Raw genomic sequence first — 24,885 nt, 5'->3', positions numbered from 1 at the left:
CCGTCGGACTTTGCCTCTGTTAGCCACCATGGAGCGCTGAATTCATGACAACGCCATCCGCACCCGCATTGGAAGTCAAGAACATCTCCCTCGCATTCAAAGGCGTGAAGGCGATCTCCGATCTAAGTTTCGAGGTGGCGCCTCAGGAAATCTGCGCCCTGATCGGCCCGAATGGGGCGGGAAAAAGCTCGCTGCTGAACATCCTGAACGGCGTCTATGTTCCCGATTCAGGCGAGATCATCTTCGAGGGCGAACATTTCCATCGGATGCAGCCGCTGGAGGCCGCGCGCCGCGGCATCGGCCGCGGGTTCCAGAACAACGCGCTGTTTTCGGGAATGAGTGTCGCCGACAATGTCATTGCCGGCCTGTCCAGGCATGCTCGCGCAACGCTCCTGGAAGAAGCACTGCTTTTGCCGCGCGCATGCGCCGAGGCGCGCCGTTTCCGCGAGCGCGCCCATGAAGTCCTGCGCCTCTTCGATCTGGAGCGGCATGCCGAGACCACCGTGGCCTTGCTGCCCTACGGCGTGCAGAAGAAGGTCGAACTAGCGCGCGCCATTGTCGCGGCTCCCCGCCTGCTGCTTCTCGATGAACCGCTGGCAGGCATGAACAGCGCCGAGAAACAGGAAATCGCGCAGATCATTGCCAGGCTGAACCGCGACCTGAAGCTGACGATCGTGCTGATCGAGCACGATATCGGCATCGTGCTGAAGCTCGCTCACCATGTCGTCGTGCTCGATTACGGGCGCAAGCTGGCCGATGGCGCGCCGGATACCATTCGCGACAATCCCGAGGTCATCGCCGCGTATCTGGGCCACGACAAGGTTGAGATCGCCGCATGAACATGTTTCTCGAAACCCTCATCGGCGGCCTGCTGGCGGGCACGATGTACTCGCTCGTCGCCATCGGCTTCGTGCTTATCTACAAGGCCTCCGGCGTCTTCAACTACGCGCAGGGGTCCATCCTGCTGTTTGCAGCCCTGACCTTCGTGTCGCTGACCGATCAGGGTGTGCCGGTGCTGGTGGCGCTGGCGATCACGGTGGTCGTGCTTGCGCTGATGGCAGTCGGGATCGAGAGGCTGATACTGCGCCCGCTCGTCAACCGCAGCCCGATGACGCTGTTCATGGCGACGCTCGGGCTGGCCTACATCGTCGAAGGGACAGCCCAAGGGCTCATGGGGTCGCAGGTCAGGGCGCTCGATCTCGGCATCGAGGATCTGCCGATCTTCCTCGGTGACATCATGATCAGCCAGTTTGATCTCACCGCCGCCGCAGTCGCGCTCGTCCTGGTGGTGGCCCTGTCGCTGCTGTTCAACAAGACCCGCCTCGGAGTTGAGCTCAGGGGCGTGGCCGACGATACTCGCGCCGCTCTCTCCATCGGCATCGATGTCAACCGCATCTGGCAGATCGTCTGGACCATTGCGGGGCTCGTCGGGCTTGTGGCCGGTCTGCTCTGGGGCGCCCGCCAGGGCGTGCAGTTCTCATTGTCGCTGGTGGTGCTGAAGGCCCTGCCGGTGCTCATCATCGGCGGCTTCACCTCTATTGCCGGCGCCATCGTCGGCGGGCTCGTTGTCGGTGCAACGGAAAGCCTAGCCGAAACCTATATCGGCCCCTTCCTCGGCGGCGGCATCACGCCCTGGTTTGCCTATGCGCTGGCGCTCGCCTTCCTCTTCATCCGCCCCGCCGGTCTGTTTGGCGAACAGAAAATCGAAAGAGTCTGAATCATGTCCGATATTGAACTCCGGCTTACCGGCGGCATAGGCGAGGGCGCAAGCACCCGGACACTGGCCGGCATAGCCGCAGCTGCCCTCATTGTTGCCCTACCTTTCCTCGCCACGGAATACTGGATCAATGCTATCGCCGTGCCGTTCCTTATTCTGTCGCTGGCAGGTCTCGGCCTTAACCTTTTGACGGGTTATGCCGGCCAGATATCGCTCGGCGCCGGTGCGTTCATGATGGTGGGCGCCTATGCGGCATTTGCCTTCCAGCTGCGGCTGCCCGAACTGCCGCTGCCATTCGCGCTGATAGCTTCCGGCATCGTCGCCGGCGCGGTCGGGTTCGCCTTCGGCTTTCCCTCGACCCGCATCAAGGGTTTCTATCTGATCGTCAGCACGCTTGCCGCGCAGTTCTTCTTCGAATGGCTGTTTCTCAAATTTCCGTGGTTCTACAACGGTGATCCGTCCGCCACGATCTCGCTTCCAGCGGGTCTGTCCGTCTTCGGCATCGATCTCAACAGCCCGCACGGACGCTATTACCTGACGCTCGCCAGCGTCGCCGTGCTGACCTGGCTTTCCTACAATCTCGTGCGCAGCCAGACCGGTCGCAACTGGATGGCCATCCGCGACATGGATACGGCAGCGGCCGTGATCGGCGTGCCGATCCTGCGCGCGAAACTCCAGGCCTTCGCCGTATCGAGCTTCATCTTGGGCATTGCGGGCGCACTCTGGGCATTTGCGTATCTCGGATCGGCCAGCGTGCAGAGCTTCGGCCTGACGCGATCCTACCAGATACTCTTCATCATCATCATTGGCGGCATGGGCACCATTCGCGGCGCTTCTTTCGGAGCCGCCTTCGTCAGCCTGTTGCCGCTGGCGCTCGACTGGCTGTTCCAGCGGCTGCTCGGCGGCCATGTCGACGCCGGACTGCTTCAAAACATCCAGAAGGTGATCTTCGGGGTCCTCATCCTCTGGTTTCTCATCAAGGAACCGGAGGGACTAGCCCGCTTGCTGCAAAGACAGCGTGGAGATTTAGGCAATCGCCGCCTTGCGCGGCTCAAAATCAGGAGACAGACGTGAAGAAACTGATCATTGCCGCGCTTTTGGCGGGTGGCGCCTTCGTGGCGAGCCCCGCCACGCTCAACGCCGCGGACGTGTCGCAATATATCCCGCTGCCGACCTATCGTGTCGGTGCCTACGCCTCTTCGGGCGAACTCTGGTGGGCAGGCGAAAGGGACTATTTCCGCTATATCAATGAGGTCGAGGGCGGCATCGACGGGATAAAACTCAACTACGAAGAGTTCGAGACCGAGTGGAGCCCGGACCGGACTGTCGAGGTCTACGAGCGGGTCAAGGGCGGCAAGGATGGTTCGCCGATCGCTTTCTTCTTCACGCACGGCACGCCCGCGACCTATGCGCTGCTCGAGAAGGCTGCCGCCGACAAGATCCCGCTGATCGATCCGGCCGGTGGGCGCACCGAATCCATCGACGGCAGGGTGTTCCCGTATGCCTTCCCGCTGCTGTTCAGCTATTACAGCCAGGCCTCGACCGGCATCAACTATATCGCGTCCAAGGTCGGTGGGTTCGATAAGCTCAAGGGCTTGAAGATAGCAACCGTCTATCACGACAGCGCCTATGGGCGTGCCACCCAGCCCGCTGTCGACCTGCTCGCCAAGAAATACGGCTTCGAGAACATCCAGATCCCCGTCGCCGATCCAGGCAATGAACAGTCGCCGCAATGGCGCCAGGTCCATGAGCTGAAGCCGGACTGGGTGTTCTTGCGCACCTGGGGTGTCTCCACCGTGGTGGGCATCAAGACGGCAGCCCGCTTCGGCTTTCCGGCCGATCATATCATCGGCGACGTCTGGGCCGGCTCCGAATCCGACGTCATCCCGGCCGGGAAGGCGGCGATCGGCTATTCCGCCCTTGCGCCTTATCCGGCGGGGGCCGATTTCGAGATCCATCAGCGGCTCAAGAAATTCATTCTCGACGCCGGCAAGTCCGACCTGCGCGATCAGAAGTATTTCGGCGCCGTCAATTACAATGTCGGTCTGGTCAATGCCGCGCTCGCCGTGGAGGCGCTCCGCACCGGCTACAAGAAGTTTGGCGCTCGTCCCCTGAATGGCGATGAAGGCCGGTGGGCCTTCGAGCATCTGACCATCGACGAAAACCATCTCAAGGAGATCGGCTTTGTCGGCCTGCTGCAGCCGATCCAGATCACGCCGCTTGACCATGAAGGCGGCGGCGCTGCCCGCATCCAGAGCTGGGATGGCAAGAAGTGGGTTCTCCAGACCGACTGGATCAAGGCCGACCACGAAGCGCTACGGCCGCTGATCGAGCAGCAAGCCGCCGCCTATGCCAAGGAACACGGCATCGCACCGCGTACGCCAGATACCGAAACCAATTGATATTCCACTTGATAGTCCCACCGGGGGAGGGGCGTCGTGCCCCTCCTTGCCTGAAACATGCACCAAAAGCTCGCCATGCACCAAAAGCTCTTGCGCGCTGCCCTGGCGGCTGCCACTTCGTTGCTGCTGCTTGCCAGTGCAGCCAAGGCCGTTGAAACCCAGCCGGGTCCCGACAGCGACAAACAGTTTTTCCCGATCGCCAGCTATCGCGTCGGCCCCTATGCGGCGTCGGGCGCTTCCATCTGGGCCGGGCAGATCGATTATTACCGCTATATCAACGAAGTCGAAGGCGGCATAAACGGCGTCAAGATTGTCTGGCAGGAATGCGAGACCGAATGGACGGCCGAAAAGGGCATCGAATGCTATGAGCGCTTCAAGCACGGGTTGAACGGCGCTCCGGTCGCCGCCTATTTCCCGAACGGCGCGCCGGCCGCCTATGCGCTTTCCGACCGCGCGGCCACGGACAAGATACCGCTGGTAACACTTGCCTACGGTCGCACCGAGGCCACCGACGGGCGTGTGTTCCCCTATATCTTTCCGGTCATAGTGACCTTCTACAGCGAGGCGTCGGCGGTCGTGAACTATGTTGCCGAGCGCGAAGGCGGCTTCGACAAGCTCAAGGGAAAGAAGATCGCCACCGTCTACCATGACAGCGCCTATGGCCGCGAGACGCTTGATCCGCTCGCCCTTCTGGCAAAGAAATACGGTTTCGAGAATATCCAGATTCCCGTTGCCGATCCGGGCAGCGAACAATCCTCGCAGTGGCGGCAGGTCCGCGAAGCAAAGCCGGACTGGGTGTTCCTGAGAACCTGGGGTGTTTCGACGCCGGTAGCCATCAAGACCGCGGTGCGTTTCGGCTTTCCCGCCGACCACATCATCGGCGATGTCTGGGCTTCGTCCGAGGAAGACGTGATCCCGGCCGGCGAAGCGGCGAAGGGATATCTGGCGCTGACGCCTTATCCGGCCGGCGCCGACTTCAAGATCCACGAGCGTTTGAAGAAGGACATCATCGACGCCGGCAAGTCCGACCTGCGCGATACCAAGGCCTTCGGCAGCGTCTATTACAATTCAGGTCTCGTCGGCGCCCTGCTCTCTGTGGAGATCGTTCGGCAGGCCCAGGCCAAGTTCGGCAACCGCCCGATCACCGGAGAAGAAGGCCAGTGGGCGCTGGAGCACCTGAAGCTTGATGACGCAGCCCTTGAAAGGGCAGGTTTCCGAGGCCTGGTGCAGAACCTCCAACTGACGCCCGCGGACCATGAGGGCGGCGGCGCGGTGCGCGTGCAGCAATGGAACGGGTCCAAATGGTCTCTCGTCAGCGACTGGGTGCAGGCCGATCGCACAACGCTGCGTCCGTTGATCGACGCGAAATCCGAGGCCTATGCCAAGGAGCATGGAATTACGCCCCGCGATATCGGCAGCAACTGACAGGACGCGGCGGCCGCTTTGACGGTTTCCCACGATAAGGAGAAACGCCATGACCACGACATCGAAGCCCGTCGCCCCGGCGGCTGATCAGGACACCCTTCTCGAAGTGTCGGGCATCGAAGTCGTCTATGGGGGCGCCATTCTGGCCGTCGCCGATGTGTCGCTGACGATCGGCAACGGCGAAATCGTTGCTTTGCTTGGAGCCAACGGTGCCGGCAAGAGTACTGTGCTCAAGGCGATTTCGGGCCTGGCCAGCGCCGATCGGGCCAAGGTGCGCCGGGGGCATATTCGCCTCGACGGTGAGGATATTCTCGGGCTTGCGGCCAACAGACTGGCAACGCGGGGCATCGTCCACGTCATGGAAGGGCGCCATGTCTTCTCGCATCTGACGGTCGAGGAGAACCTCTTGACCGGCGCATTTCTGCACCGGCCAAGCCGCAAGGAACTGCAGCGTCAGCTCGACGACGTCTACGGCTGGTTTCCACGCCTGCGCGACAAGCGGCGCACGCATGCCGGGCTTGCGTCCGGCGGCGAACAGCAGATGCTGGCCATCGGCCGGGCGTTGTTGACGCAACCAAGGCTCGTCCTGCTCGACGAGCCCTCCATGGGGCTCGCACCGCGCATCGTTCAGGAAATCTTCGCGATCATCGCGCGCCTTAACCGGGAGAAAGGGACGGCCTTTCTGCTGGCGGAGCAGAATGCGGCTCTCTCGCTTGCCTACGCACAGCGCGGCTATGTTCTTGACACCGGCCGCGTGGCGCTCGAAGGGCCGGCGGCCGACCTTGCAGCGCGTGACGATCTCCACCGCATCTATCTGGGCGACGCGCCCTGACGCAGTCGTCGCGTTCGATCCGCGAATGTCTTCGAGGATGCATCTCGCGGGCAGAGGCCGGCGGGTGAGGTCCGACCGTCGAGAAGGCCGGGCCGGCTACCGGTCGCCGATCAACGCGGCGCGTAGCGCCTGGATCTGCCGGTTCAAGGCATCGAGCTGCGCCAGCGTCATGCCCGAGCGCTCGATCAAGGCTTCATTCAGGCAGTTGCATTGCACCAGCAGCCCGCGCCCGGCTGATGTCAGGTCGACCTGCACCTGGCGTTCGTCGGTCTGGCTGCGCTGGCGGGTCACCAGCCCGGCCTGCTCCATTCGCTTTACCAGCGGCGTGACGGTGCTCGATTCCAGAGCGAGCCTGTGGGCGATCGTGCCGACCGACATGCCGTCAGCCTCTCCAAGTGCGTTCAGTACCAGGTACTGCGGATAGGTGATGCCCATCTCGTCCAGCATAGGCTTGTAGCTGCGGTTGATGGCCATGCTGGTGGCATAGAGCGTGAAACAGAGCTGATTGTCCAACGGGAGAGGCACGGCGCATTCCTTTTGCCAATATGGGCGTCAATTTGATACCACGAAAAATAATATCGCGATACATATTTTTGTGGACAAGGGTTTTGAGTCGCGCTAGCTAAATCGTTATCGCGATATCGTTTATCGCGAAAATAACAGAAGGAGATTGAGATGACCTCGCAAACCAAGCCCAGTTCCGGCAGCGGTACGATCACCACCAAGGACGGAACGCAGATTTACTACAAGGACTGGGGGACCGGGCAGCCTGTCGTCTTTCATCACGGCTGGCCGTTGAGCAGCGACGATTGGGACGCTCAGATGCTGTTCTTCCTGTCACAGGGCTACCGTGTCATTGCACATGATCGTCGTGGCCACGGCCGCTCGACCCAGACCGATATCGGCAACGAGATGGATACCTATGCCGCCGACGTCGCGGAACTCACCGCTCATCTGGACCTCAAGAACGCCATCCATGTCGGCCATTCGACCGGCGGCGGCGAAGTGGCGCGCTATGTCGCCAAATACGGCGCCGAAGGCCGTGTCGCCAAGGCGGTGCTGATCGGCGCGGTGCCGCCGATCATGCTCAAGACCGCTGCCAATCCCGGCGGCCTGCCGATCGAGGTCTTCGACGGCTTCCGCTCCGCCCAGGCAGCCAATCGCGCCCAGTTCTTCCGCGATGTTCCCGCCGGTCCATTCTATGGGTTCAACCGCCCGGGCGCGGACATCTCGCAGGGCGTCATCGACAATTGGTGGCGCCAGGGCATGATGGGCGGCACCAAGGCGCATTATGATTGTATCAAGGCTTTCTCGGAAACCGACTTCACGGAGGATCTGAAGGCAATCGACGTGCCGGTCCTGGTCATGCACGGAGACGACGACCAGATCGTTCCGATCGCCGACTCGGCGCTGCTGACGATCAAGCTGCTCAAGAAGGGCGAGCTTAAGGTCTACGAGGGTTTTCCGCACGGCATGGCCACAACCCATGCCGATGTCATCAACGCCGACCTGCTGGCCTTCTTCAAGGCATAGGGCTTTCCGAATAGCCTACAAAAATGCACCCGCCATCAGGCGGGTGCATTTTTTGTGAGGTTCAGATTAGCGTGATCTAGGCAACTAACTGCGCTTTGCGTGCTTCCTTCATGTTCGGCAGGAACACGGTGAGCAATCCAAGAAACGGCAAATACGAGCAGATCTGGAAGACGAAATCGATGCCCTTCATGTCGGCGACGATGCCGAGCACGGCCGCCGCGATGCCGCCCATGCCGAAGGCGAAGCCGAAGAAGATGCCGGCGATCATGCCGACGCGGCCCGGCACGAGCTCCTGCGCAAAGACGACGATGTTCGAGAAGGCCGAGGACAGGATCAGGCCGATCAGCACCGTCAGCACCATCGTCCATTCCAGATTGGCGTAGGGCAGGGCGAGCGTGAAAGGCAGCACGCCGACGATGGAGAACCAGATCATCGCCTTCTGTCCGTAGCGGTCGCCGAACGGGCCGCCGAGCAGGATGCCCAGCGCCGAGGCACCGAGGAACAGGAACAGCATGACCTGCGACATCTGCACCGAAACGCCGAACTTATGCATGGAATAGAAGGTGTAGTAGCTGGCGAGGCTGGCGATGTAGGCATTCTTGCTCAGCACCAGCAATGTCAGCACGATCAATGCATTCGTCACCTTGCGGCGCGGGAAAGGCGAAACGAAGCTCGCCGCCTTGCGGGTGCCCTGCGCGGCACGCAGCCGGCTGTACCAGCCGCCGACCTGCCACAAAACGATGATGCCGATCAGCGAGCCGACGGCGAACCAGGAAATGCTGGTCTGGCCGAACGGCACGACGATGAAGGCCGCCAGCAGCGGCCCCATGGACTGGCCGAAATTGCCGCCAACCTGGAACAGTGACTGCGCCAGGCCGAAGCGGCCGCCGGAGGCGAAGCGGGCGATGCGCGAGGATTCCGGATGGAAGATCGCCGAGCCGATGCCGATCAGCGAGGCGCCGATCAGCAGCAGCGAATAATGCCCGGCATAGGCGAGCACAATCAGGCCGATCAGCGATGACGCCATGCCGTAGGGCAGCGAGTAGGGCATCGGCCGCTTGTCGGTGATCATGCCGATCACAGGCTGCAGCAGCGACGCGGTCACCTGGAAGGTGAAGGTCAACAAGCCGATCTGCCAGAAATCGAGGCCATAATTCTCTTTCAGGAGCGGGTAAATGGCCGACAGCAGCGACTGCATGATATCGTTGATGCAATGGCAGAAGCTCACCGCCAGGATGACGGTGAAGGCCGTCGCCTGGGCTGAAGCGTGACTGGTGGTCGCCGGTGGGGCGACGCTGGCGGCTATCGTATCGGTCAAGGTAGGCTCCGTGGTCTTTTTGGCGGGCAGGCCCGCAGGCAGTTGACGGACGCACCTGCGGCCGCCTTGTCGGACGCTCCTGTGGAGCGCTTGGGACGGTGCCTTATAAGCTGCTTGCGGGATGACTTCTTTCGTGGTTTGGTCCAATAGTTTCGCAAGTGGGCCATATCGGATGCCGCACGGCAAAGAAGTCTTTCACGCTGGCAACGCCAATCTCGGCCAGTTGCACGAGAGCCGCTGGCAGTGGCTTGAGCAAGTGGCCGGGCCGGCGGTGGCATTGCCGACCGAATATCCCGATGGCTACCGTGTGCCGCAGCACCGCCACAGCCGCAGCCAGCTCTTGCATGCGCTTGTCGGCGTGGTGTTGGTGACGACGCGCTACGGGCGCTGGATGGTGCCGCCGGACCACGCGATGTGGATTCCAGCCGGCACTGAGCATTCCGTCGAGATGCTGGGCGATGTCTCGATGCGTTCGGTCTATGTCATGCCACAGGCGATCCCCGGGCTGCCCGAAGGCTTGCGCGTCGTCGGCGTCACCGACCTGATGCACAGCCTGATCGTGGAATCGGAAAAGCTGCCGCAAGGCGGCGTTCTGGAAGGACGCGGTGGGCTGATCATGAACCTTTTGCTGCACGAAATCCCGACCTTGCCGGAACGGCCTCTCGGGCTGCCATTCCCGTCCGATCCGAGGCTGTCGGCGCTGTGCCGGCGCTTCGTCGCCGCACCGTCGCCGCACGCGACGATCGATGAATGGGCGGATGCCGCCGGCATGAGCCGGCGTTCGTTCACGCGCGCCTTCCAGCGCCAGACCGGCCTGTCGCTGTCGACATGGCGCCAGCAGGCCTGCCTGTTCGCGGCGCTGCCCAGGCTGGCGGACGGCGAGCCGATCACCAGGGTGGCGCTCGATCTCGGTTATGACAGCGTGCCGGCCTTCATCACCATGTTCAAGCGCATGCTGGGGACCTCGCCGCGCGGCTATATGCGCGGCGCACGAGAGAGCGTCGAGGTCGCTCGTCGCCTGATCGGGCCGGTTCGGTTGGAAAGCTCTGCGCCGTAACGGCAGGTGCTGTTCTAGAAGCATCTCACCGTTTCACGGAAACGGCGATCTGCTCTAACTCTTTGTTTTGACGCGGTTCTAGACGGAAAACCGCTTCACACTTTTCCTGGAATTGCTCTAGTCGAACAGGCTCGACACCGATTCTTCGGTCGCGGTGCGCGAAATGGCTTCGCCCATCAGGTCGGCGATCGAGATGACGCGGATGTTGGGAGCATCGAGCACGCCCTGCGTCGGCTGGATGGAATCGGTGATCACCAGTTCCTGGAGCTTCGAACCGCTGATGCGGGCAACCGCGCCGCCCGACAGCACGCCGTGCGTGATATAGGCGGTCACGCTGGTGGCGCCGTTGGCCAGCAGCGCATCGGCGGCGTTGCACAGCGTGCCGCCGGAATCGACGATGTCGTCGATAAGCAGGCAATCCTTGCCGGCGACCGCGCCGATGATGTTCATGACTTCCGATTCGCCGGGACGCTCGCGGCGCTTGTCGACGATGGCCAGTTGCGCATCGAAGCGCTTGGCCAGCGCACGGGCGCGGACCACGCCGCCAATGTCGGGCGAGACCACCACGACGTTGCCGAGCTGCTTGTATTTGGCCTTCACGTCGCGGGCCATCACCGGCACGGAAAACAGATTGTCGGTCGGAATGTCGAAGAAGCCCTGGATCTGGCCGGCATGCAGGTCAAGCGTCAGAACGCGGTCGACACCGGCGCGGGTGATCATGTTGGCGACCAGCTTGGCCGAGATCGGCGTGCGGCCGGAGGCGCGGCGGTCCTGCCTGGCGTAGCCGAAATAGGGGATGACCGCCGTGATGCGCTTGGCCGAGGAACGCATGAAGGCATCGATCATGATGAGCAATTCCATCAAATGATCGTTGGTTGGGAACGAGGTCGATTGCAGGATGAAGACATCCTCGCCGCGCACGTTTTCCTGGATTTCGACGAAGATTTCCTGGTCGGCGAAGCGCCTGACCGTGGCTTTGCCCAGCGGGACGTTGAGGTACCGGGCGACCGCTTCGGCCAGCACCCTGTTGGAATTGCCCGCGAAGAGTTTCATGCACGGTTCCTGGTGGAGGATGATGAGACCTGACGGACTCGCTTGCGCCCTTTAACCGGGCTTTTAGCGGCCCGCGCCGGTATTGCAAGCGCCGAGATCGGGAATCCGCCGGCTAAACTCAAGAAAGCTCCGCGCCATCGCCGGGCTGCAACAGGGAGCAGCGGACTTGCGCTGCCCCTTCTTCTCGTCGGGCATCGGATTTTCCCAAAACCGTCTCCACTTTTGGGTCCGATGCCTCTAGCCCGCCTTGCCGCCGAGCCAGGCCGCGAATTGGTCGATGGTCTGATCGGCGATCGTCTGCATGGTGGCCGGCGAGACCCCCTTCCAGCTGTCGCCGCCCGCGCTGGCGCCGGAATTGACCGACGGAGCCTTCTGCTGACCATTGATGCGGTGCAGCCGGTTGCCGGCGGGGTCATAGATATCCCAGACGTAGATGACGGTGATGTCGGCGCCTTCCGACATCGTCGAGAAATAGCCCTTCAGCACATGTGTCACGGTCTGGTCGGCGCTGCCGGCGAGCGTGATACCGCGCTGCCTGGCGCGGGTCTGCAACTCCGCCGTCAGAGGTGTCGCGGCTTCCACCGAAGCGCCGACGATCGGCGCGATCTGCAGGCGGGTCTTCGACAGGATGGCAGCGCTTTGGGCTGATGTGACCGGTGCGGCGGTGGTTGCGGGAGCGCCCGCCGTGCTGGTGGCGGGCAGCGTCTGGGTCGACGTCGCCGGCGGCGTGATCGCCGACGGTTCGAGCACGTCCTTTGCGTTGGTGCAGGCGGCAAGAGCCAATGCCACAAGCAATGACACGGTCGTCACATGCGATCGTCTCATTTGCCTTCTAACTCCTTGGCGAAGAACGCCTCCCACTGTGGATTCACTGTACGATCAAGTCGAGATCATGGCGGGACAGCGGCTTGGGCTGGGATTCGGTGGTCAGGTAGGTGCGGCCAAGCGTCATCGCCGTCTCGGTATCGGAGTCCATGATGATCATATGGGCGAACAGCGTCATGTTGGGCGCGATCGGTTCGGGATTGCCCTGGTAGAACATCGGCATGTCCATCCAGGACGGGGTGAAGCGGGCGCCGACTGAATAGCCGCAGGCGTTCAGCCGGTGCTTGGTCAGGCCGTGCGCCTCCATGGTGCGGGCATGCGCATCGAAGACGTCGCCGAAGCTGTTGCCCGGCGTCATCGCCTTTTCGACAGCCAGAAGGGCCGCGCGGGCGGCGTCGAACAGTTCCTGATGGCGCTTCGACACCTTGCCGGTCAGCACCGTGCGCATCATCGGTGCGTGGTAGTGGTTGAAGACGCCGGCCCATTCGAGCGTCAGCTGGTCATTTTTGGTGAGCTTGCGGCGGCCGGCCTTGTAGCGGCACAGCAGCGCATCGACGCCGGAGCCGATGATGAATTCGTTGGCCGGATAGTCGCCGCCGCCGGCAAAGATCGCACCCTGCATGGCGGCCAGGATCAGGGCTTCGTCGCCGCCTTGCTTGATCAGCGGCAGCGCCGCGTCGAGCGCATCATCGGAAAGATTGGCGGCCTTCTCGGCCTTGGCGACCTCGGCCGGGCTCTTGAACAGGCGCAGACGGCCGACAATGCCGGACGCATCGGCGATCTGGCCGAAGGTCTGCAACTGTTCGTCGAGCCGTCGGCCATTGAACGCGGTCAGGCCATGGGTGTCGTATTCGACGCCGATGCGGGCGCCGAGCAGGTCGAGTTCGTTGAGCAGATTGCGCAGGTCGACCGCCGGATTGGCGCCGTTGCGGTCCGTCCACAAGACGATGTTGTCGATAATCGAGGTCTGACGCGCCTGGCGCAGGTCGGCCGAGCGGGTCAGAAGCACCATCGAACCGTCGGCCTTCACCACCAGGCACTGGAAGAAGCAGAAGCCGAACGTGTCGTAGCCGGTCAGCCAGTACATGCTTTCCTGCGCGAACAGCAGGATGGCGTCGAGCTTCTTTTCGGCCATCTCGATGATCAGCCGGTCGCGCCGCGCGTCAAATTCAGATCGTTCAAAATGCAGCGCCATTATTCCCTCTCCAAGACAATTGCCGAAACCTGCCGGCCGTAATCGGGCTCCTTGCGATGCGTGGTGCGCCGGTAGGAGTAGAACAGGCCCTCCTCGGCGTAAGTGCAGCGGTCGAGGCCCTCAGCCGTCACGCCGGCCTTGGCCAACCGGTCAACCGTGTAGCGGTTGAGGTCGAACATCGCATGGCCGGCATTGGCGGACGGCGCGAAATAGAGGATGTTTTCGGCGTCGGCTTCGACAAAGCGGGCGACGAATTCCGGGCCGATCTCGTAGTTTTGCGGGCCGATGGAGGGGCCCAGCACGGCGACGATGTTTTGACGCCGGGCGCCGAGGCTTTCCATTGCCAGGATGGTGTTTTCGAGCACGCCAGTGAACGCGCCTTTCCAGCCGGCATGCGCGGCGCCGATGATGCGCGCCTGGGCATCAGCGAACAACACGGGACCGCAATCGGCGGTCGAAGCGCCGATGGCGATGCCCGGTCGGTCGGTGACGATGGCGTCTGCCTTGGGCCGCTCGCCGGCAAAGGGCTCCCTGGCGATGATGACGTCGGGCGAATGGATTTGCCAGGCGGTTAACAGATGGCTCGCCGGCACGCCCATCCATGCCGCGACACGGGCGCGGTTCTGCGCCACAAGCATCGGGTCGTCATTCGATCCGGTGCCGATGTTGAGGCCCTGGTAGATGCCGCCGGAGACACCGCCGACGCGGGTGAAATAGCCGTGGCGAATGCCTTGTGCCCGCGCCTTGTCCAGCAGCGGCGACCGAACGGGATCCGGTTTGGTCTGATTCAGCATGCGGGCGTTGTTGTCCGTGTGGGCGGTTTCGTCAAGAAGAAGGTGCTTGGTCGAGAACAGGCGCTGCAAAGCGCGGACGGGAGATTGGGAGGGGTGGCGGTAAAAAGTCAATCCGCCCCGGCGAAGGGCCGAACCGCCACGCCGCGGGGCAGTACCGCAAGCACCTTGAACAGCTCGCCCATGGCTTGCGGCCCTGCGAGGCGCTCGACGTCCCCGGCGATCCTTTCGCGCGCCGCCTGGCCGGCATCGGCGCCAAGCCGGCCGGCGCGCTCGAGGATACCCATGCCGAGGAGGAAGTCGCCCTGTGTCGTCAGATGAGCTTCGAGGCCATGTGCACGCACGATCATGGCAAGGGCGGCGAAATCGACATGGGAGGTGAGGTCGGCCTCACCGGGATTGGCCAGCACATCTTCGTGATCGTGGCTGCGCAAGGCCTGAAGCGTGTCCCCGACACCCGGCTGGAAATGGCCGTAGTCGAGAAACAGGCCAACGCCGCCATGCCTGGATATGCGCTCGGCGATCGTTGCCATGAGCGCGGTGCGGGCAGGCGCCACTTCGGCAATCGCGCCTTGCGGCGCTTGAGTGGCATCGGCGGGCAGCAGCGTCGGGTCGACCGAACCGGCGCCGGCGAAGAAGCAAAGGTCGTTGGTCTCGTCGAGGCCGACCATGCGCTCGCGCCAGCCGGTGCCGGCTCGGACGAACTGGCGGATGGGCACGGCGTCGAACAGTTCGTTGCCGACGATGAACAGCGGTTGCTGCGGCAAGGTCTCGATGGTTTCATGCCAGCCAACCGCGAAGGGTGTGGCGCCAAGCGTCTGCTTCTGCACCTCGGTCAGGCGCGGGCTGGTCTCGATCATGGCGAAGGTGGCGCCGCTGGCCAGATCAGGATCGAGCCGCGACAGCGTACGCAACATGTCCTTCATCAGCGTGCCGCGGCCGGGGCCGATCTCGGCGATGGTGGCCGGCAGCGGCCGGCCGCTCGCCTGCCACGCCTGGTACATCCACACGGCGACCAGTTCGCCGAACATCTGGCTGATTTCCGGCGCGGTGATGAAGTCGCCGCCCGCACCAAAAGGCTCGCGCGTCGTGTAGTAGCCGTCCGCCGGGTCGAACAGGCACAGCGCCATGTATTCGTTGATCGGAAGTGGCCCCAATGCCTCGATCAGGTCGACGATGCGGGTTTTCAGCCGTGTCATGCCGGCTGCGGCTGCGCCACCGGCCTGGCGGTCAGCATCGCCCAGATACCGGCCAGCACCATCGGCGTCGACAGGATCATGCCCATGGTCAGCCAGTTGGTGCCGAGGAGGTAGCCGAGCTGCTGGTCGGGCTCGCGGAAGAACTCGACGAAAATGCGCGACAGGCCGTAGCCGCAGATGAAGGCGCCGCCGACGAAGCGCGGCGTCTTCAGCTTGAGGCGCGAATGGGTGAGGATGCGCAGCACGAGGAACAGCACCACGCCTTCGAGAAGCGCCTCGTAGAGCTGGCTCGGGTGACGGGCAAACGGCCCGCCATTGGGGAATTCGAAAGCCCAGGGCACGTCGGTCGGGCGCCCCCATAGCTCGGAGTTGATGAAGTTGGCGACGCGCACCAGGCCAAGGCCGACCGGCACGCCGGCCGCCACGACGTCAAACAGCGACCAGATGCGGATGCCGCGCTTGATGGAAAACAGCGTCATGGCGAGGATGACGCCAAGCAGGCCGCCATGGAACGACATACCGCCTTGCCAGACCGCCAAGATGTCGAGCGGGTGGGCGATGTAGCGTGGCAGATCATAGAACAGCACATAGCCGGTGCGGCCGCCCAGCACGACGCCGATGGCCGCCCAGACGATGAAGTCGTCGAGATCCTCCGGCTTCATCGGCAGGACGCCGTTCGGCCATAGCTTGGCATTAGAGGCGAGCCGCTTGGCATACCACCAGGCGAACAGGATGCCGACGATATAGCCGAGGCCATACCAATGCACCGCCAGCGGCCCGATCTGGATGAGGATCGGGTTGATGTTGGGGAAGGGTAGGGAGGCCAGAGGCAGCAGGAAATATTCGTTCAACGGGGAACTCTCGGTTGCGAACGTGTTTGCGCGCGGACCATGCGGCAGGGTTTTGGCAGGGTCAAGGCAAGGTGGGCGCCCTCGACTTGATGCCGCAGCGCGGCGCAACATGCTTGCATTCGACGCGCGGCGCCATTACCTCATTTCGAGCAAGCGAGGATTTGCCATGTCGACCGGACCGAACCGCATTCTCGATGAATTCGCCAAGCTGATGACCGATGCCGCCGGCGCTGCCCAGGGCGTGCGCCGGGAGGTGGAGACCGCCTTCAAAGGCCAGGCCGAACGCATCCTCAACACCATGGACGTGGTGCAGCGCGAAGAGTTCGAGGCCGCGCGCGAGATGGCCGCCAAGGCCCGGGAAGAAAACACCCGCCTTGCCGCCCGTATCGAGGTGCTCGAGGCGAAGCTTGCGGAACTGGCCGGTGACGCCGCACCGGCGGCGGCGGCCAAGCCCCGCACAAAAAAATAATCGTTAAACTTTTCCACATAGCCCGATCCTGAAAAGCGCTTTGCCGTGAATCGCTTAACGGCATTGCATGAATCTTTGTGACAGCGGCTTTCCACATGCGAATGACGCAGTGCGAAAAATTGGGCTGTTCACGCGACTCCCGATCAATAGACTGAATTTGTTGCATGATTCGGAGCAGGGTCATGCGACCGGGCGGTGGGGTCCGGTCTGGGGTCTTTGCGTCGAGAAGTCGTCTTTTGCGCAGGAAAGTCCTGGCCGTCCGAGTTCTAGACAAGATTGTTCGTTGTGTGTGCCCTCCCGCGGAGCGTGTGGCGGCGCTCGTACAGAACGACAGGAAGCATTCCATGGAACTTCTCGAACTCGAATTCTCCCGCGAAATCCATCCGGTGGATGTTATCGAGCAGGTGGCCCACAACAACGACTGGTCCTTTGAGCGGGCAGGCGACGACGAGATTTCGATCTCGGTTGCCGGAAGCTGGACCGACTATCACGTCTCCTTTTCGTGGATGGAGGATTTCGAAGCGCTGCACCTAGCCTGTGCCTTCGACATCAAGGTGCCGGAGACCCGCGCGCTGGAAGTGATGCGGCTCTTGTCGTTGATCAACGAGCAGATGCTGTTTGGCCATTTCGACCTCTGGGAGCAGGAGGGCGCGATTATGTTCCGCCAGTCGCTGCTGCTGGCCGGCGGGGTCGAGCCGTCGAGCCAGCAGGTCGAAGTGTTGCTGTCGTCGGCGCTGGAAGCCTGCGAATGCTATTTCCAGGCGTTCCAGTTCGTCGTCTGGTCGGGAACCTCGGCCAAGGACGCCCTGGCCGGCGTGCTGTTCGAGACCTACGGCAACGCCTGAGTCCCCGTGAGGCAGACAAGACCAAGATGAGTTCGAACAGCGAGCGCAAGCCCGAGATCAGTTTTGCCGATTTCGATCGTGTCGACATCCGCGCCGGCACGATCGTCGAGGCCGAACCGTTTCCCGAGGCGCGCAAGCCCGCATTCAAGCTGAAGATCGATTTCGGCCCCGGCATCGGCATCAAGAAATCGTCGGCGCAGATCACCAAATATTATACACCGGAGACGCTGATCGGCCGGCAGGTGTTCGCGGTGGTCAATTTCCCGCCGCGCCAGATCGGTCCATTCATGTCGGAAGTGCTGACGCTCGGCTTTCCCGACGAAGAGGGCGCTGTGGTGCTCGGAGCGATTGAGCGCAAGGTGCCGGATGGCGGGCGGTTGTTTTAGGCTAGAGGAACGACCGTCGTTCCTTCGCGCTCCCTCCGTCCTGCTGATGTCGAACAGTACGATGCCGCCAGCCTTGAGTCAGGCCGCCAGCTTGCGCGTTGTGCCCAGTGCTTCCTCGACCGTATCGAGAAACATCTCCGCACAGGCTTTCCAGCTATAGCGCATGGCACGTTCGCGGGCTTCGGCACGGTCTACATTGAGCGCGGCAAGCGAGGCCTCGCGCAGATCGTTGGAGACCGCGCCGCCGAAGCCGTCGCCGACGATGTCGACCGGCCCGGTCACCGGATAGGCGGCAACCGGCGTGCCGCTGGCCAATGCCTCGATGATGACGTTGCCGAACGTGTCGGTGCGGCTCGGGAAGACGAAGACATCGGCCGAGGCATAGATCTCGGCCAGTTCGTCGTTGGGGCGATGGCCAAGGAAATGCGCTTGCGGATATTTTGCCTTGAGCCTGGCAAGCTCGGGGCCTTCGCCGACGATCACCTTGCTGCCCGGCAGGTCGAGGTCGAGAAAGGCGGAGAGGTTCTTTTCGATGGCGACGCGGCCGACGCAGAGGAAGACAGGGCCGGGGAAGCCGAGATCCTTCTTCTTGTCGGGCCGGAAATGGTCGGTGTCGACGCCGCGCGTCCACGGCCGCAGCTTGGTGAAGCCGCGCGCTGAGAGGTCGTCTGCGAGCGACTGGGTGGCGACCAGCGTGCCTTGGCCGGAATTGTGGAAATCGCGCAGCCAGCGATAGGCCCAGCTTTCCGGCACCGGCAGCCGTGCGCTGAGATATTCGGGGAAGCGCGTGTGATAGCTGGTGGTGAACGGCCTGCCGGCATTGCGGCAATAGCGCCGCGCCATGATGCCGAGCGGTCCTTCGGTGACGATGTGGATGTGGTCGGCTCTGCCGGCGTCGATCAGGCGCGCGACATGGCCGGGCGTGGTCAGCGCCAGCCTGATGTGGGGATAGGTCGGCAAGGGCAGGGTGCGAAAGATGTTCGGCGTCAGGAAATCCACGGCGACATCGAAGGATTTCAGCGTCTCGGTGAGCCGCTCCAGCGTGTGGACAACGCCGTTAACCTGCGGCCGCCAGGCATCGGTGACCATCAATATGCGCATGGCGGCCCTTTGCAGGAAAGGTCGACGGTTGCCTTGAGACGATGCCGGAACGGCGACCAGCCCGCTGCTCTCGCTTCGCTCCAGCGCACCCGGACGGGCACGGGGTCGAAGTGAGGCGGCAAGGCCGAATCGATTGAGGTCGCGCGCTTCATGCACGCTCTTGATCATGGTTTCATGACGGGCGGATGAAGCCGGTTTCCACTTTTCGGAATCGTGCCCCGTTATGCGGGAACCTTGATGACAGCGCGCAGTCCGCCGAGCGGGCTGTCTTCAAGGGTGATGTCGCCGCCATGGGAACGGGCGATGTCGCGGGCGATCGACAGGCCGAGCCCGGTGCCGCTGGCATCGAGGTTGCGGGCCTCGTCGAGCCGCACGAAGGGTTTGAACACGTCTTCGCGCCGGTCAGCGGGGATGCCCGGACCATCGTCGTCGATGGTGACCAGCAGCGAGCCGCGGCCATGGGTGGCGTTGACTTCCACCGTCTTGGCATAGCGGAAGGCGTTGCCGATCACGTTGGACATCAGCCGGGCAAAGGCGTTCGGCCGCACATGCACGTCGGGGTCTCCGGCAAGCGTCGTCGACAGCTTGCGCTTGCGCAGCCTGGCCTCCTCGTCGAGTTTCTCGAAATAGGCCTCGAGATCGAACCGTCCGGCGTCTTCCGAAGCCTCGCCACGGGCAAAGGCGAGATAGCCTTCGAGCATCGACTGCATGTCGTCGATGTCCTGGTCGAGCGCGGCCTTGGTCTCGGCCTTGCCGCCGGAAAGCGCCAACTGCAGCTTGAAGCGGGTGAGGATGGTTCGCAGGTCATGGCTGACGCCGGTCAGCATGGCGGTGCGTTGCTCGATCTGGCGCTCGATGCGCTCGCGCATCTGCATGAAGGCAAAGCCGGCGCGGCGAACCTCCTCGGCGCCGCGCGGCCGGAAGTCGCGCGGCATCGGCCGGCCCTTGCCGAAACTTTCGGCGGCTTCGGCGAGCATCAGGATCGGCCGGATCTGGTTGCGCAGGAAGGGGATGGCGATCATCAGGAGCACCAGCGAGGTGCCGACCATCCAGATCAGGAAGATGTGGGTGTTGGAGGCATAGGCCTGGCTGCGGCGCACGAAGACGCGCAGCACCTTGCCCTCGAGCTGCACGCGCACCTCGACGATGTTGGAGTTGCCGACCGTGTCGATCCAGAACGGGCGGTTGATCTGGCGGGTGATCTCGGACGAGAGAACATCATCCAAAATCGAGAAAAACGGCTTTGGACCGGGCGCGGGCAGTGGGTCGGGCGGCAAGAGGTCGACCTTCAGCTGCATGCGGTCCTGGGCGATGCGGATGATGTTGGTGTAGTCGGCATCGCGCGGATAGGTCTCGATCAGGTCGATGATGGCGGCAATGTCGCGCACGGTGGCCTGCGACAGGCGCTGCGTCACGGTTGCCCAATGACGTTCCATGAAGACGAAGGCGACGACCGATTGCAGCAGGATCATCGGCGCGATGACGATGATCAGCGAGCGGGCATAGAGCCGCTTGGGCATATAGAGCGAGACGAGGCGCCAGAAGCGGTTCCAGGCGCGCGGCACCGCCTTCAGCGTCCGCGCGGCGCGTGCGCTCAAGCCGCCATTGCCCGGCTGTTCCAGTTCCGTGGTTGCCATTCGCTCATTTCGCTTGCCCGCAGCCGCTCAACAGGCCGCAGGCGGCATTCTATTCCACGCTGAGCCGATACCCAATACCGCGCACGGTCTGCAGCCAGACCGGGTTGGACGGATCGCGCTCGATCTTGCGGCGCAGCCGGTTGATCTGGACGTCGATGGTGCGCTCGCCGACCTCCGAATCGTCACCGACAAGCTCGTGGCGGGGTATCGTCTCGCCGGCCCTTGCCGCGAAGATCGCCAGGATCTCCTGTTCGCGGTCGGTCAGCTTCAGCGCCTCGCCGCCACGCTTCAATTCGCGCCGGGCGATCTGGAAGGTGTAGGGGCCGAAGACCAACTGCTCGACCTTGGGCGTGGTCGCCGGGCCACCACGGCGAAGGATGTTGTTGATGCGCAGGATCAGCTCGCGCGGATCGAACGGCTTCGGCAGGTAGTCGTCGGCGCCGGCCTCAAGCCCTGAGATGCGGCTGTCGGTCTCCGACAGGGCCGTCAGCATCAGGATCGGTACGTTCTTTTCGGCCCGCAGCGACTTGGTCAGGTCGACGCCCGTCTCACCCGGCATCATGACGTCCAGCACCAGAAGGTCGAAGTCGAGGCCGGCAAGCTTGCGCCTGGCTTCGCCGGCATTGCCGGCGACGGTGACGCGAAAGCCGTTTTCGGTCAGATACTGCTTGAGAAGATTGCGGATTCGGGTGTCGTCGTCGACCACAAGCAGGTGTGGCGCGTCGTCGTCCGGTGCGGCCGCGTGATCGACCCGTTCAGTGCTCTCCATGGCTTTTCCCTGACATTTTTGCGGACCCAACGTCGATCTGCGCCCTCAGTTCCGGATTGACCATCGCTTCGAGGAACCGTTCCACCAAGGTTCGTTCGGCTATTCCGGAATCTCCCAATGCAGCATGGATGCGGCGCGACTGTGGCCGCGCCAGCGCCAACGCCAGCGCACGGCCCTTGGCCGTCGGGTAAAGCTCGCGCTGGCGGCGGTCGCGCGGACCTTGCAACTGCACGACATGGTCGGTGTCGATCAATTGCTTGAGCACGCGGGCCAGGCTCTGCTTGGTGATCTTCAGCACGTCGAGCAGTTCGGCGACCGTCAGGCCAGGCCTGCGGTTGACGAAATGCAGCACCCGGTGATGGGCACGGCCGAAGCCGTAGTCGGCCAGGATCTGGTCCGGATCGGAGGTGAAGTCGCGATAGGCAAAGAAGAGCAGTTCGATGATGGCGAAGTCGATGCCGTCCTCGACCGACATCGCGGTCCTGATCGGTTTTCCGGCGGCTGGGCTTCGATCCGTCATTATTTCTCCGTGGGAAAGAGAGATTATGTCAGTACTATTGACGTAATTTCCCTGCAATGGTAATTTTTGACAAGCTTTTGGGCGGATTGCGAACGAAAAGGCAAGGGAAGCCGGTTTTTCCGGAATTTCCTAAGTTTGCCAGAGCGCAATTATCCGCCTACGCTCCACCATAAAAGCCGCTTTGGGCGGCCGACACGAAACACACAACGATACAACTATCCGGGCTGCCGCCCGTGGGAGGTTACCATGGCATCCGTTCCCTTCGATCAACTCGATGGCTTCATCTGGATGAACGGCGAATTCGTCCAATGGGGTGACGCCAAGATCCATGTGCTGACGCACGGGCTGCATTACGCCAGCGCCGTTTTCGAGGGAGAGCGTGCCTATGGCGGCGAGATCTTCAAGCTCAACGAACACACCGAGCGCCTGCATGAATCGGCACGCCTGCTCGGTTTCAATATCCCCTATTCGGTGGCCGAGCTCAACGACGCCTCTTCCACGCTTCTCAAGAAGCAGGGTTTCCAGGACGCCTATGTCCGGCCGATTGCCTGGCGCGGCAGTGAGCAGATGGGCGTCTCGGCGCAGAACAACCGCATCAACTGCGCCATCGCCATCTGGCAATGGCCGAGCTATTTCGATCCTGCGCAGAAGCTGAAAGGCATCCGTCTCGATGTGGCGGAATGGCGCCGGCCCGACCCGCGCACCGCGCCTTCCAAGTCGAAGGCCGCCGGCCTCTACATGATCTGCACCATGTCCAAGCACGCCGCCGAGGCCAAAGGCTATGCCGACGCCATGATGCTCGACTGGCGTGGCCAGGTCGCCGAAGCGACCGGAGCCAACATCTTCTTCGTCAAGGAGGGGAAGATTCACACACCCAAGCCCGACTGCTTCCTCGACGGCATCACCCGCCGCACGGTCATTGGGCTGGCCAAGGATCGCGCCTTGGAGGTGATTGAACGCGCCATCCTGCCGGAAGAGCTGGAAAGCTTCGAGCAGTGCTTCCTGACCGGGACGGCAGCGGAAGTGACGCCGGTTTCCGAGATCGGGCCTTACCGATTCGAGGTCGGCGAAATAGCCAAGAATCTTATGAATGACTATTCTGCGGCCGTTCAGCCCAAGCACGCGATCGCCGCAGAATAACGAAAGTCACAGCTTTTTTAGGAAGTAGGGGCGGTTTTCGGGCCGCCCCTTTTATTTCAGCGTTTCTGCATTTGACTTTCGTCCAATTCGGCGTCTCATGATGGTGTCGGCCCGGGAGGCTGACAGCTATGGAGGGACTAATCATATGGACATGAACACGCTTCTTCCGATCATCATACAGGTGATTACTGGCGTCATCGGTGGTCAGGCGGTCGGTGCGGCGCTCAAGACGGCGGCGATGGGTCAGCTTCCCAAAATCCTGGGCGGAGCCATTGGCGGCGTCGGCGGTGCGGCGATCCTCGGCAGCCTGCTGGGTGGCGGTGCGGTCGATCCGGCGGCTGCGGCAGCAGCAACGAGCGGTCTCGGCAGCGCGCTGAACCTGCAGAACATCGTCGGCGGCGCCGGCGGCGGCGCGATCTTGACCGCCATTCTCGGCGCGGTCATGGGCGCCATGAAGAAGTAGGCAGGCCGTTTCGGTCTTTTCAAATGGGCGGCTTCGGCCGCCCATTTCCGTTTTCGGAGCTACCGATGTTCGTCTTTCGAGGGTGGACGCCCTTTGTCCGCGCCTCTACATCACCCGTGAACATCGAAAGGACGATCATGGGTCAGCTCAATGCCGGCATCGTGCCGGTCACACCGTTCCAGCAGAATTGCACCATCCTGTTCGACATGGATGACAAGCATGGCGTCGTCGTCGATCCTGGCGGCGATATCGACAAGGTGCTGGCGGTGCTGAAGGACAATGCGATCTCAGCCGGGGCTATCTGGATAACGCATGGCCACATCGACCATGCTGGCGGCGCAATGGAGTTGAAGGAGGCGCTCGGCGTCGAGATCATCGGTCCGCATGAGGCCGACAAGTCGCTGCTCGACAATCTGGAAAACCAGGGCAAGCGCTACGGCATCGCCGGAGCGCGTAACTGCGTGCCCGACCGGTTCCTGGCCGAAGGCGAGACCGTGTCGTTCGGTGGCCATGTGTTCGAGGTGCTGCACTGCCCCGGCCATGCACCAGGTCACGTTGTTTATTACAACCGCGCGGCCAAGTTCGCCCATGTCGGCGACGTGCTGTTCCGCGGCTCGGTCGGCCGCACCGACCTGCCGGGCGGCGACCACGCGGCGCTGATCGCTTCGATCAAGGACAAGCTCCTGCCGCTCGGCGACGACATCGGCTTCATCTGTGGCCACGGTCCCGGCGGACGTTTTGGCGAGGAGAGGCGGACCAACCCTTTTTTGACTTGAACCAGGCTCGGAACCGTAGCTGTTTTCATCAGCCTCAAGCGACCGTTGACATTGTAGGGACCACAACAAAAAAGCGCTGGCCTTGCGGTCAGCGCTTTTCTGTTTTGGGGGCAGGGAAGCCCTTGGTTTAATTGGCAGTGCAGAAATGCTGTTCGCCGTCATTGCCGGTGAACGTTCCGGTACGGGAATTGAAGCTGCGGTAGCGGTCCGAGCAGTATTCGTACCAGTCACGCGTCCACGGCTCGGCATAACGATCGGCGTAGACCACCCGCGGCTCCGCATAGTAGCGGCGCACCGGGGCCGGGCGTATCACCACGTCACGATCGTAACCGTCATCGTAGTAGCGGTCAGCGCCGGGCGGCGGCCGGTCATTGGCCAATGCACCACCGATCAGCGCGCCGGCCGCGAGGCCGAGCACGCCGGCGGCAATGGCATCGCCGTTGCCATGATGGCCATGATGACGGCGCCAGTCGCGTGCATTGGCGGCGGGCAAGGCCGTCAGCGTGGTAGCGACCACGGCAGCGGCCAGGACGGCGGTTTTGAAAATTCGGTTCATGTCGATCTCCTTCGTGCCGGCCCGT

28 protein-coding genes are annotated in these 24,885 nt (G+C 62.7%); 14 read left to right on the top strand and 14 right to left on the bottom strand.

The genetic code is table 11. The annotated features are described in order from the left end of the window. The first annotated feature begins 44 nt into the window (after nucleotides 1-44). From NKI69_RS13830 to NKI69_RS13805, 6 genes are all read left to right on the top strand, one after another. Nucleotides 45-839, top strand: coding sequence for an ABC transporter ATP-binding protein (locus NKI69_RS13830; RefSeq protein ID WP_352721655.1), 795 nt, complete (start codon nucleotides 45-47; stop codon nucleotides 837-839). Beyond that, complete coding sequence (locus tag NKI69_RS13825; RefSeq protein ID WP_023809823.1) at nucleotides 836-1,717, top strand: branched-chain amino acid ABC transporter permease; 882 nt, start codon at nucleotides 836-838, stop codon at nucleotides 1,715-1,717. Before NKI69_RS13830 ends, NKI69_RS13825 begins: the two co-directional genes overlap by 4 nt. 3 nt (nucleotides 1,718-1,720) lie before the next feature. Beyond that, nucleotides 1,721-2,791, top strand: coding sequence for a branched-chain amino acid ABC transporter permease (locus tag NKI69_RS13820; protein ID WP_352721653.1), 1,071 nt, complete (start codon nucleotides 1,721-1,723; stop codon nucleotides 2,789-2,791). Next, nucleotides 2,788-4,119, top strand: a complete 1,332-nt coding sequence (locus NKI69_RS13815) for an ABC transporter substrate-binding protein (RefSeq protein WP_502900178.1) — start codon at nucleotides 2,788-2,790, stop codon at nucleotides 4,117-4,119. The genes NKI69_RS13820 and NKI69_RS13815 overlap by 4 nt, the downstream gene beginning before the upstream one ends. Before the next feature lie 75 nt (nucleotides 4,120-4,194). Continuing rightward, nucleotides 4,195-5,544, top strand: a complete 1,350-nt coding sequence (locus NKI69_RS13810) for an ABC transporter substrate-binding protein (protein WP_352721651.1) — start codon at nucleotides 4,195-4,197, stop codon at nucleotides 5,542-5,544. A gap of 49 nt (nucleotides 5,545-5,593) precedes the next feature. After that, a complete protein-coding gene (locus NKI69_RS13805; RefSeq protein WP_128303763.1) occupies nucleotides 5,594-6,376 on the top strand; it encodes an ABC transporter ATP-binding protein in 783 nt (260 codons plus the stop codon). 96 nt (nucleotides 6,377-6,472) lie between these two features. Here the strand turns inward: NKI69_RS13805 and NKI69_RS13800 are convergent, their stop codons facing one another. Beyond that, entirely contained in the window at nucleotides 6,473-6,901 is a 429-nt protein-coding gene (locus NKI69_RS13800; RefSeq protein ID WP_023809819.1) for a MarR family winged helix-turn-helix transcriptional regulator, read from the bottom strand. A 150-nt stretch (nucleotides 6,902-7,051) separates the two neighbouring features. Between NKI69_RS13800 and NKI69_RS13795 the strand changes: the two genes are divergently transcribed. After that, nucleotides 7,052-7,909 carry an alpha/beta fold hydrolase gene (locus NKI69_RS13795; protein WP_023809818.1) on the top strand — a complete coding sequence of 286 codons (858 nt, stop codon included), beginning with the start codon at nucleotides 7,052-7,054 and terminating at the stop codon, nucleotides 7,907-7,909. 76 nt (nucleotides 7,910-7,985) lie between these two features. Here NKI69_RS13795 and NKI69_RS13790 read toward each other — a convergent pair whose 3' ends face one another. Then, a complete protein-coding gene (locus NKI69_RS13790; RefSeq protein WP_023809817.1) occupies nucleotides 7,986-9,227 on the bottom strand; it encodes an MFS transporter in 1,242 nt (413 codons plus the stop codon). Nucleotides 9,228-9,399: 172 nt separating this feature from the next. On the opposite strand from NKI69_RS13790, the gene NKI69_RS13785 reads away from it, so the two are divergent. After that, nucleotides 9,400-10,284, top strand: a complete 885-nt coding sequence (locus NKI69_RS13785; protein ID WP_023809816.1) for an AraC family transcriptional regulator — start codon at nucleotides 9,400-9,402, stop codon at nucleotides 10,282-10,284. Between the two features lie 117 nt (nucleotides 10,285-10,401). Here NKI69_RS13785 and NKI69_RS13780 read toward each other — a convergent pair whose 3' ends face one another. From NKI69_RS13780 to lgt, 7 genes are all read right to left on the bottom strand, one after another. Next, nucleotides 10,402-11,337, bottom strand: a complete 936-nt coding sequence (locus NKI69_RS13780) for a ribose-phosphate pyrophosphokinase (protein WP_013530002.1) — start codon at nucleotides 11,335-11,337, stop codon at nucleotides 10,402-10,404. Nucleotides 11,338-11,400: 63 nt separating this feature from the next. Continuing rightward, complete coding sequence (locus tag NKI69_RS13775) at nucleotides 11,401-11,532, bottom strand: hypothetical protein (RefSeq protein WP_280940280.1); 132 nt, start codon at nucleotides 11,530-11,532, stop codon at nucleotides 11,401-11,403. A gap of 42 nt (nucleotides 11,533-11,574) precedes the next feature. Further along, a complete protein-coding gene (locus NKI69_RS13770) occupies nucleotides 11,575-12,162 on the bottom strand; it encodes a hypothetical protein (RefSeq protein ID WP_023809815.1) in 588 nt (195 codons plus the stop codon). A 43-nt stretch (nucleotides 12,163-12,205) separates the two neighbouring features. Then, nucleotides 12,206-13,357 carry a M24 family metallopeptidase gene (locus NKI69_RS13765; RefSeq protein ID WP_352721648.1) on the bottom strand — a complete coding sequence of 384 codons (1,152 nt, stop codon included), beginning with the start codon at nucleotides 13,355-13,357 and terminating at the stop codon, nucleotides 12,206-12,208. Next, nucleotides 13,357-14,151 carry a peptidoglycan editing factor PgeF gene (gene pgeF / locus NKI69_RS13760; protein WP_023809813.1) on the bottom strand — a complete coding sequence of 265 codons (795 nt, stop codon included), beginning with the start codon at nucleotides 14,149-14,151 and terminating at the stop codon, nucleotides 13,357-13,359. The genes NKI69_RS13765 and pgeF overlap by 1 nt, the downstream gene beginning before the upstream one ends. Before the next feature lie 107 nt (nucleotides 14,152-14,258). Next, a complete protein-coding gene (locus NKI69_RS13755; RefSeq protein WP_023809812.1) occupies nucleotides 14,259-15,347 on the bottom strand; it encodes a class I SAM-dependent methyltransferase in 1,089 nt (362 codons plus the stop codon). Then, nucleotides 15,344-16,198 (bottom strand): prolipoprotein diacylglyceryl transferase, encoded by an 855-nt coding sequence (lgt, locus tag NKI69_RS13750; protein WP_023809811.1) that lies wholly within the window; start codon nucleotides 16,196-16,198, stop codon nucleotides 15,344-15,346. The genes NKI69_RS13755 and lgt overlap by 4 nt, the downstream gene beginning before the upstream one ends. A 166-nt stretch (nucleotides 16,199-16,364) precedes the next feature. On the opposite strand from lgt, the gene NKI69_RS13745 reads away from it, so the two are divergent. The 3 genes from NKI69_RS13745 to NKI69_RS13735 all read left to right on the top strand — a co-directional run bounded on the left by NKI69_RS13745 (nucleotide 16,365) and on the right by NKI69_RS13735 (nucleotide 17,898). After that, nucleotides 16,365-16,667 carry an accessory factor UbiK family protein gene (locus NKI69_RS13745; protein WP_023809810.1) on the top strand — a complete coding sequence of 101 codons (303 nt, stop codon included), beginning with the start codon at nucleotides 16,365-16,367 and terminating at the stop codon, nucleotides 16,665-16,667. Between the two features lie 344 nt (nucleotides 16,668-17,011). Continuing rightward, on the top strand, nucleotides 17,012-17,512 hold the full coding sequence (locus NKI69_RS13740) for a type III secretion system chaperone family protein (protein WP_013893499.1): 501 nt from the start codon (nucleotides 17,012-17,014) through the stop codon (nucleotides 17,510-17,512). A gap of 26 nt (nucleotides 17,513-17,538) precedes the next feature. Further along, on the top strand, nucleotides 17,539-17,898 hold the full coding sequence (locus NKI69_RS13735; protein WP_023809809.1) for a tRNA-binding protein: 360 nt from the start codon (nucleotides 17,539-17,541) through the stop codon (nucleotides 17,896-17,898). Nucleotides 17,899-17,976: 78 nt separating this feature from the next. Here the strand turns inward: NKI69_RS13735 and NKI69_RS13730 are convergent, their stop codons facing one another. From NKI69_RS13730 to NKI69_RS13715, 4 genes are all read right to left on the bottom strand, one after another. Continuing rightward, a complete protein-coding gene (locus NKI69_RS13730) occupies nucleotides 17,977-18,999 on the bottom strand; it encodes a glycosyltransferase family 4 protein (RefSeq protein WP_352721730.1) in 1,023 nt (340 codons plus the stop codon). Nucleotides 19,000-19,220: 221 nt separating this feature from the next. Next, complete coding sequence (locus NKI69_RS13725) at nucleotides 19,221-20,636, bottom strand: ATP-binding protein (protein WP_023809807.1); 1,416 nt, start codon at nucleotides 20,634-20,636, stop codon at nucleotides 19,221-19,223. A 49-nt stretch (nucleotides 20,637-20,685) separates the two neighbouring features. Next, the gene (locus NKI69_RS13720; protein ID WP_013530014.1) at nucleotides 20,686-21,405 is read right to left on the bottom strand and encodes a response regulator; all 720 of its coding nucleotides are present in this window, start codon (nucleotides 21,403-21,405) and stop codon (nucleotides 20,686-20,688) included. Next, a complete protein-coding gene (locus NKI69_RS13715) occupies nucleotides 21,392-21,925 on the bottom strand; it encodes a MarR family winged helix-turn-helix transcriptional regulator (protein ID WP_023809806.1) in 534 nt (177 codons plus the stop codon). Before NKI69_RS13715 ends, NKI69_RS13720 begins: the two co-directional genes overlap by 14 nt. A gap of 246 nt (nucleotides 21,926-22,171) precedes the next feature. Here NKI69_RS13715 and NKI69_RS13710 point away from each other — a divergent pair, with 246 nt between their 5' ends. The 3 genes from NKI69_RS13710 (at nucleotide 22,172) to NKI69_RS13700 (ending at nucleotide 24,304) form a co-directional block, all read left to right on the top strand. Continuing rightward, nucleotides 22,172-23,065: a branched-chain amino acid aminotransferase gene (locus NKI69_RS13710; RefSeq protein ID WP_023809805.1), complete on the top strand. Its 894-nt coding sequence runs from the start codon at nucleotides 22,172-22,174 to the stop codon at nucleotides 23,063-23,065. 145 nt (nucleotides 23,066-23,210) lie between these two features. After that, nucleotides 23,211-23,528, top strand: coding sequence for a hypothetical protein (locus NKI69_RS13705; protein ID WP_023809804.1), 318 nt, complete (start codon nucleotides 23,211-23,213; stop codon nucleotides 23,526-23,528). 137 nt (nucleotides 23,529-23,665) lie between these two features. Then, nucleotides 23,666-24,304 (top strand): MBL fold metallo-hydrolase, encoded by a 639-nt coding sequence (locus tag NKI69_RS13700; protein ID WP_024505622.1) that lies wholly within the window; start codon nucleotides 23,666-23,668, stop codon nucleotides 24,302-24,304. 127 nt (nucleotides 24,305-24,431) lie between these two features. Here NKI69_RS13700 and NKI69_RS13695 read toward each other — a convergent pair whose 3' ends face one another. After that, nucleotides 24,432-24,860 (bottom strand): BA14K family protein, encoded by a 429-nt coding sequence (locus tag NKI69_RS13695; RefSeq protein WP_023809802.1) that lies wholly within the window; start codon nucleotides 24,858-24,860, stop codon nucleotides 24,432-24,434. Nucleotides 24,861-24,885: the final 25 nt, after the last annotated feature.

The sequence above is a fragment of the Mesorhizobium sp. M0491 genome, assembly GCF_040321265.1.
Taxonomy (GTDB): domain Bacteria; phylum Pseudomonadota; class Alphaproteobacteria; order Rhizobiales; family Rhizobiaceae; genus Mesorhizobium.
The sequence above is the reverse complement of the archived record's forward strand: the minus strand, read 5'-3'. Positions and strand labels throughout refer to the sequence as shown.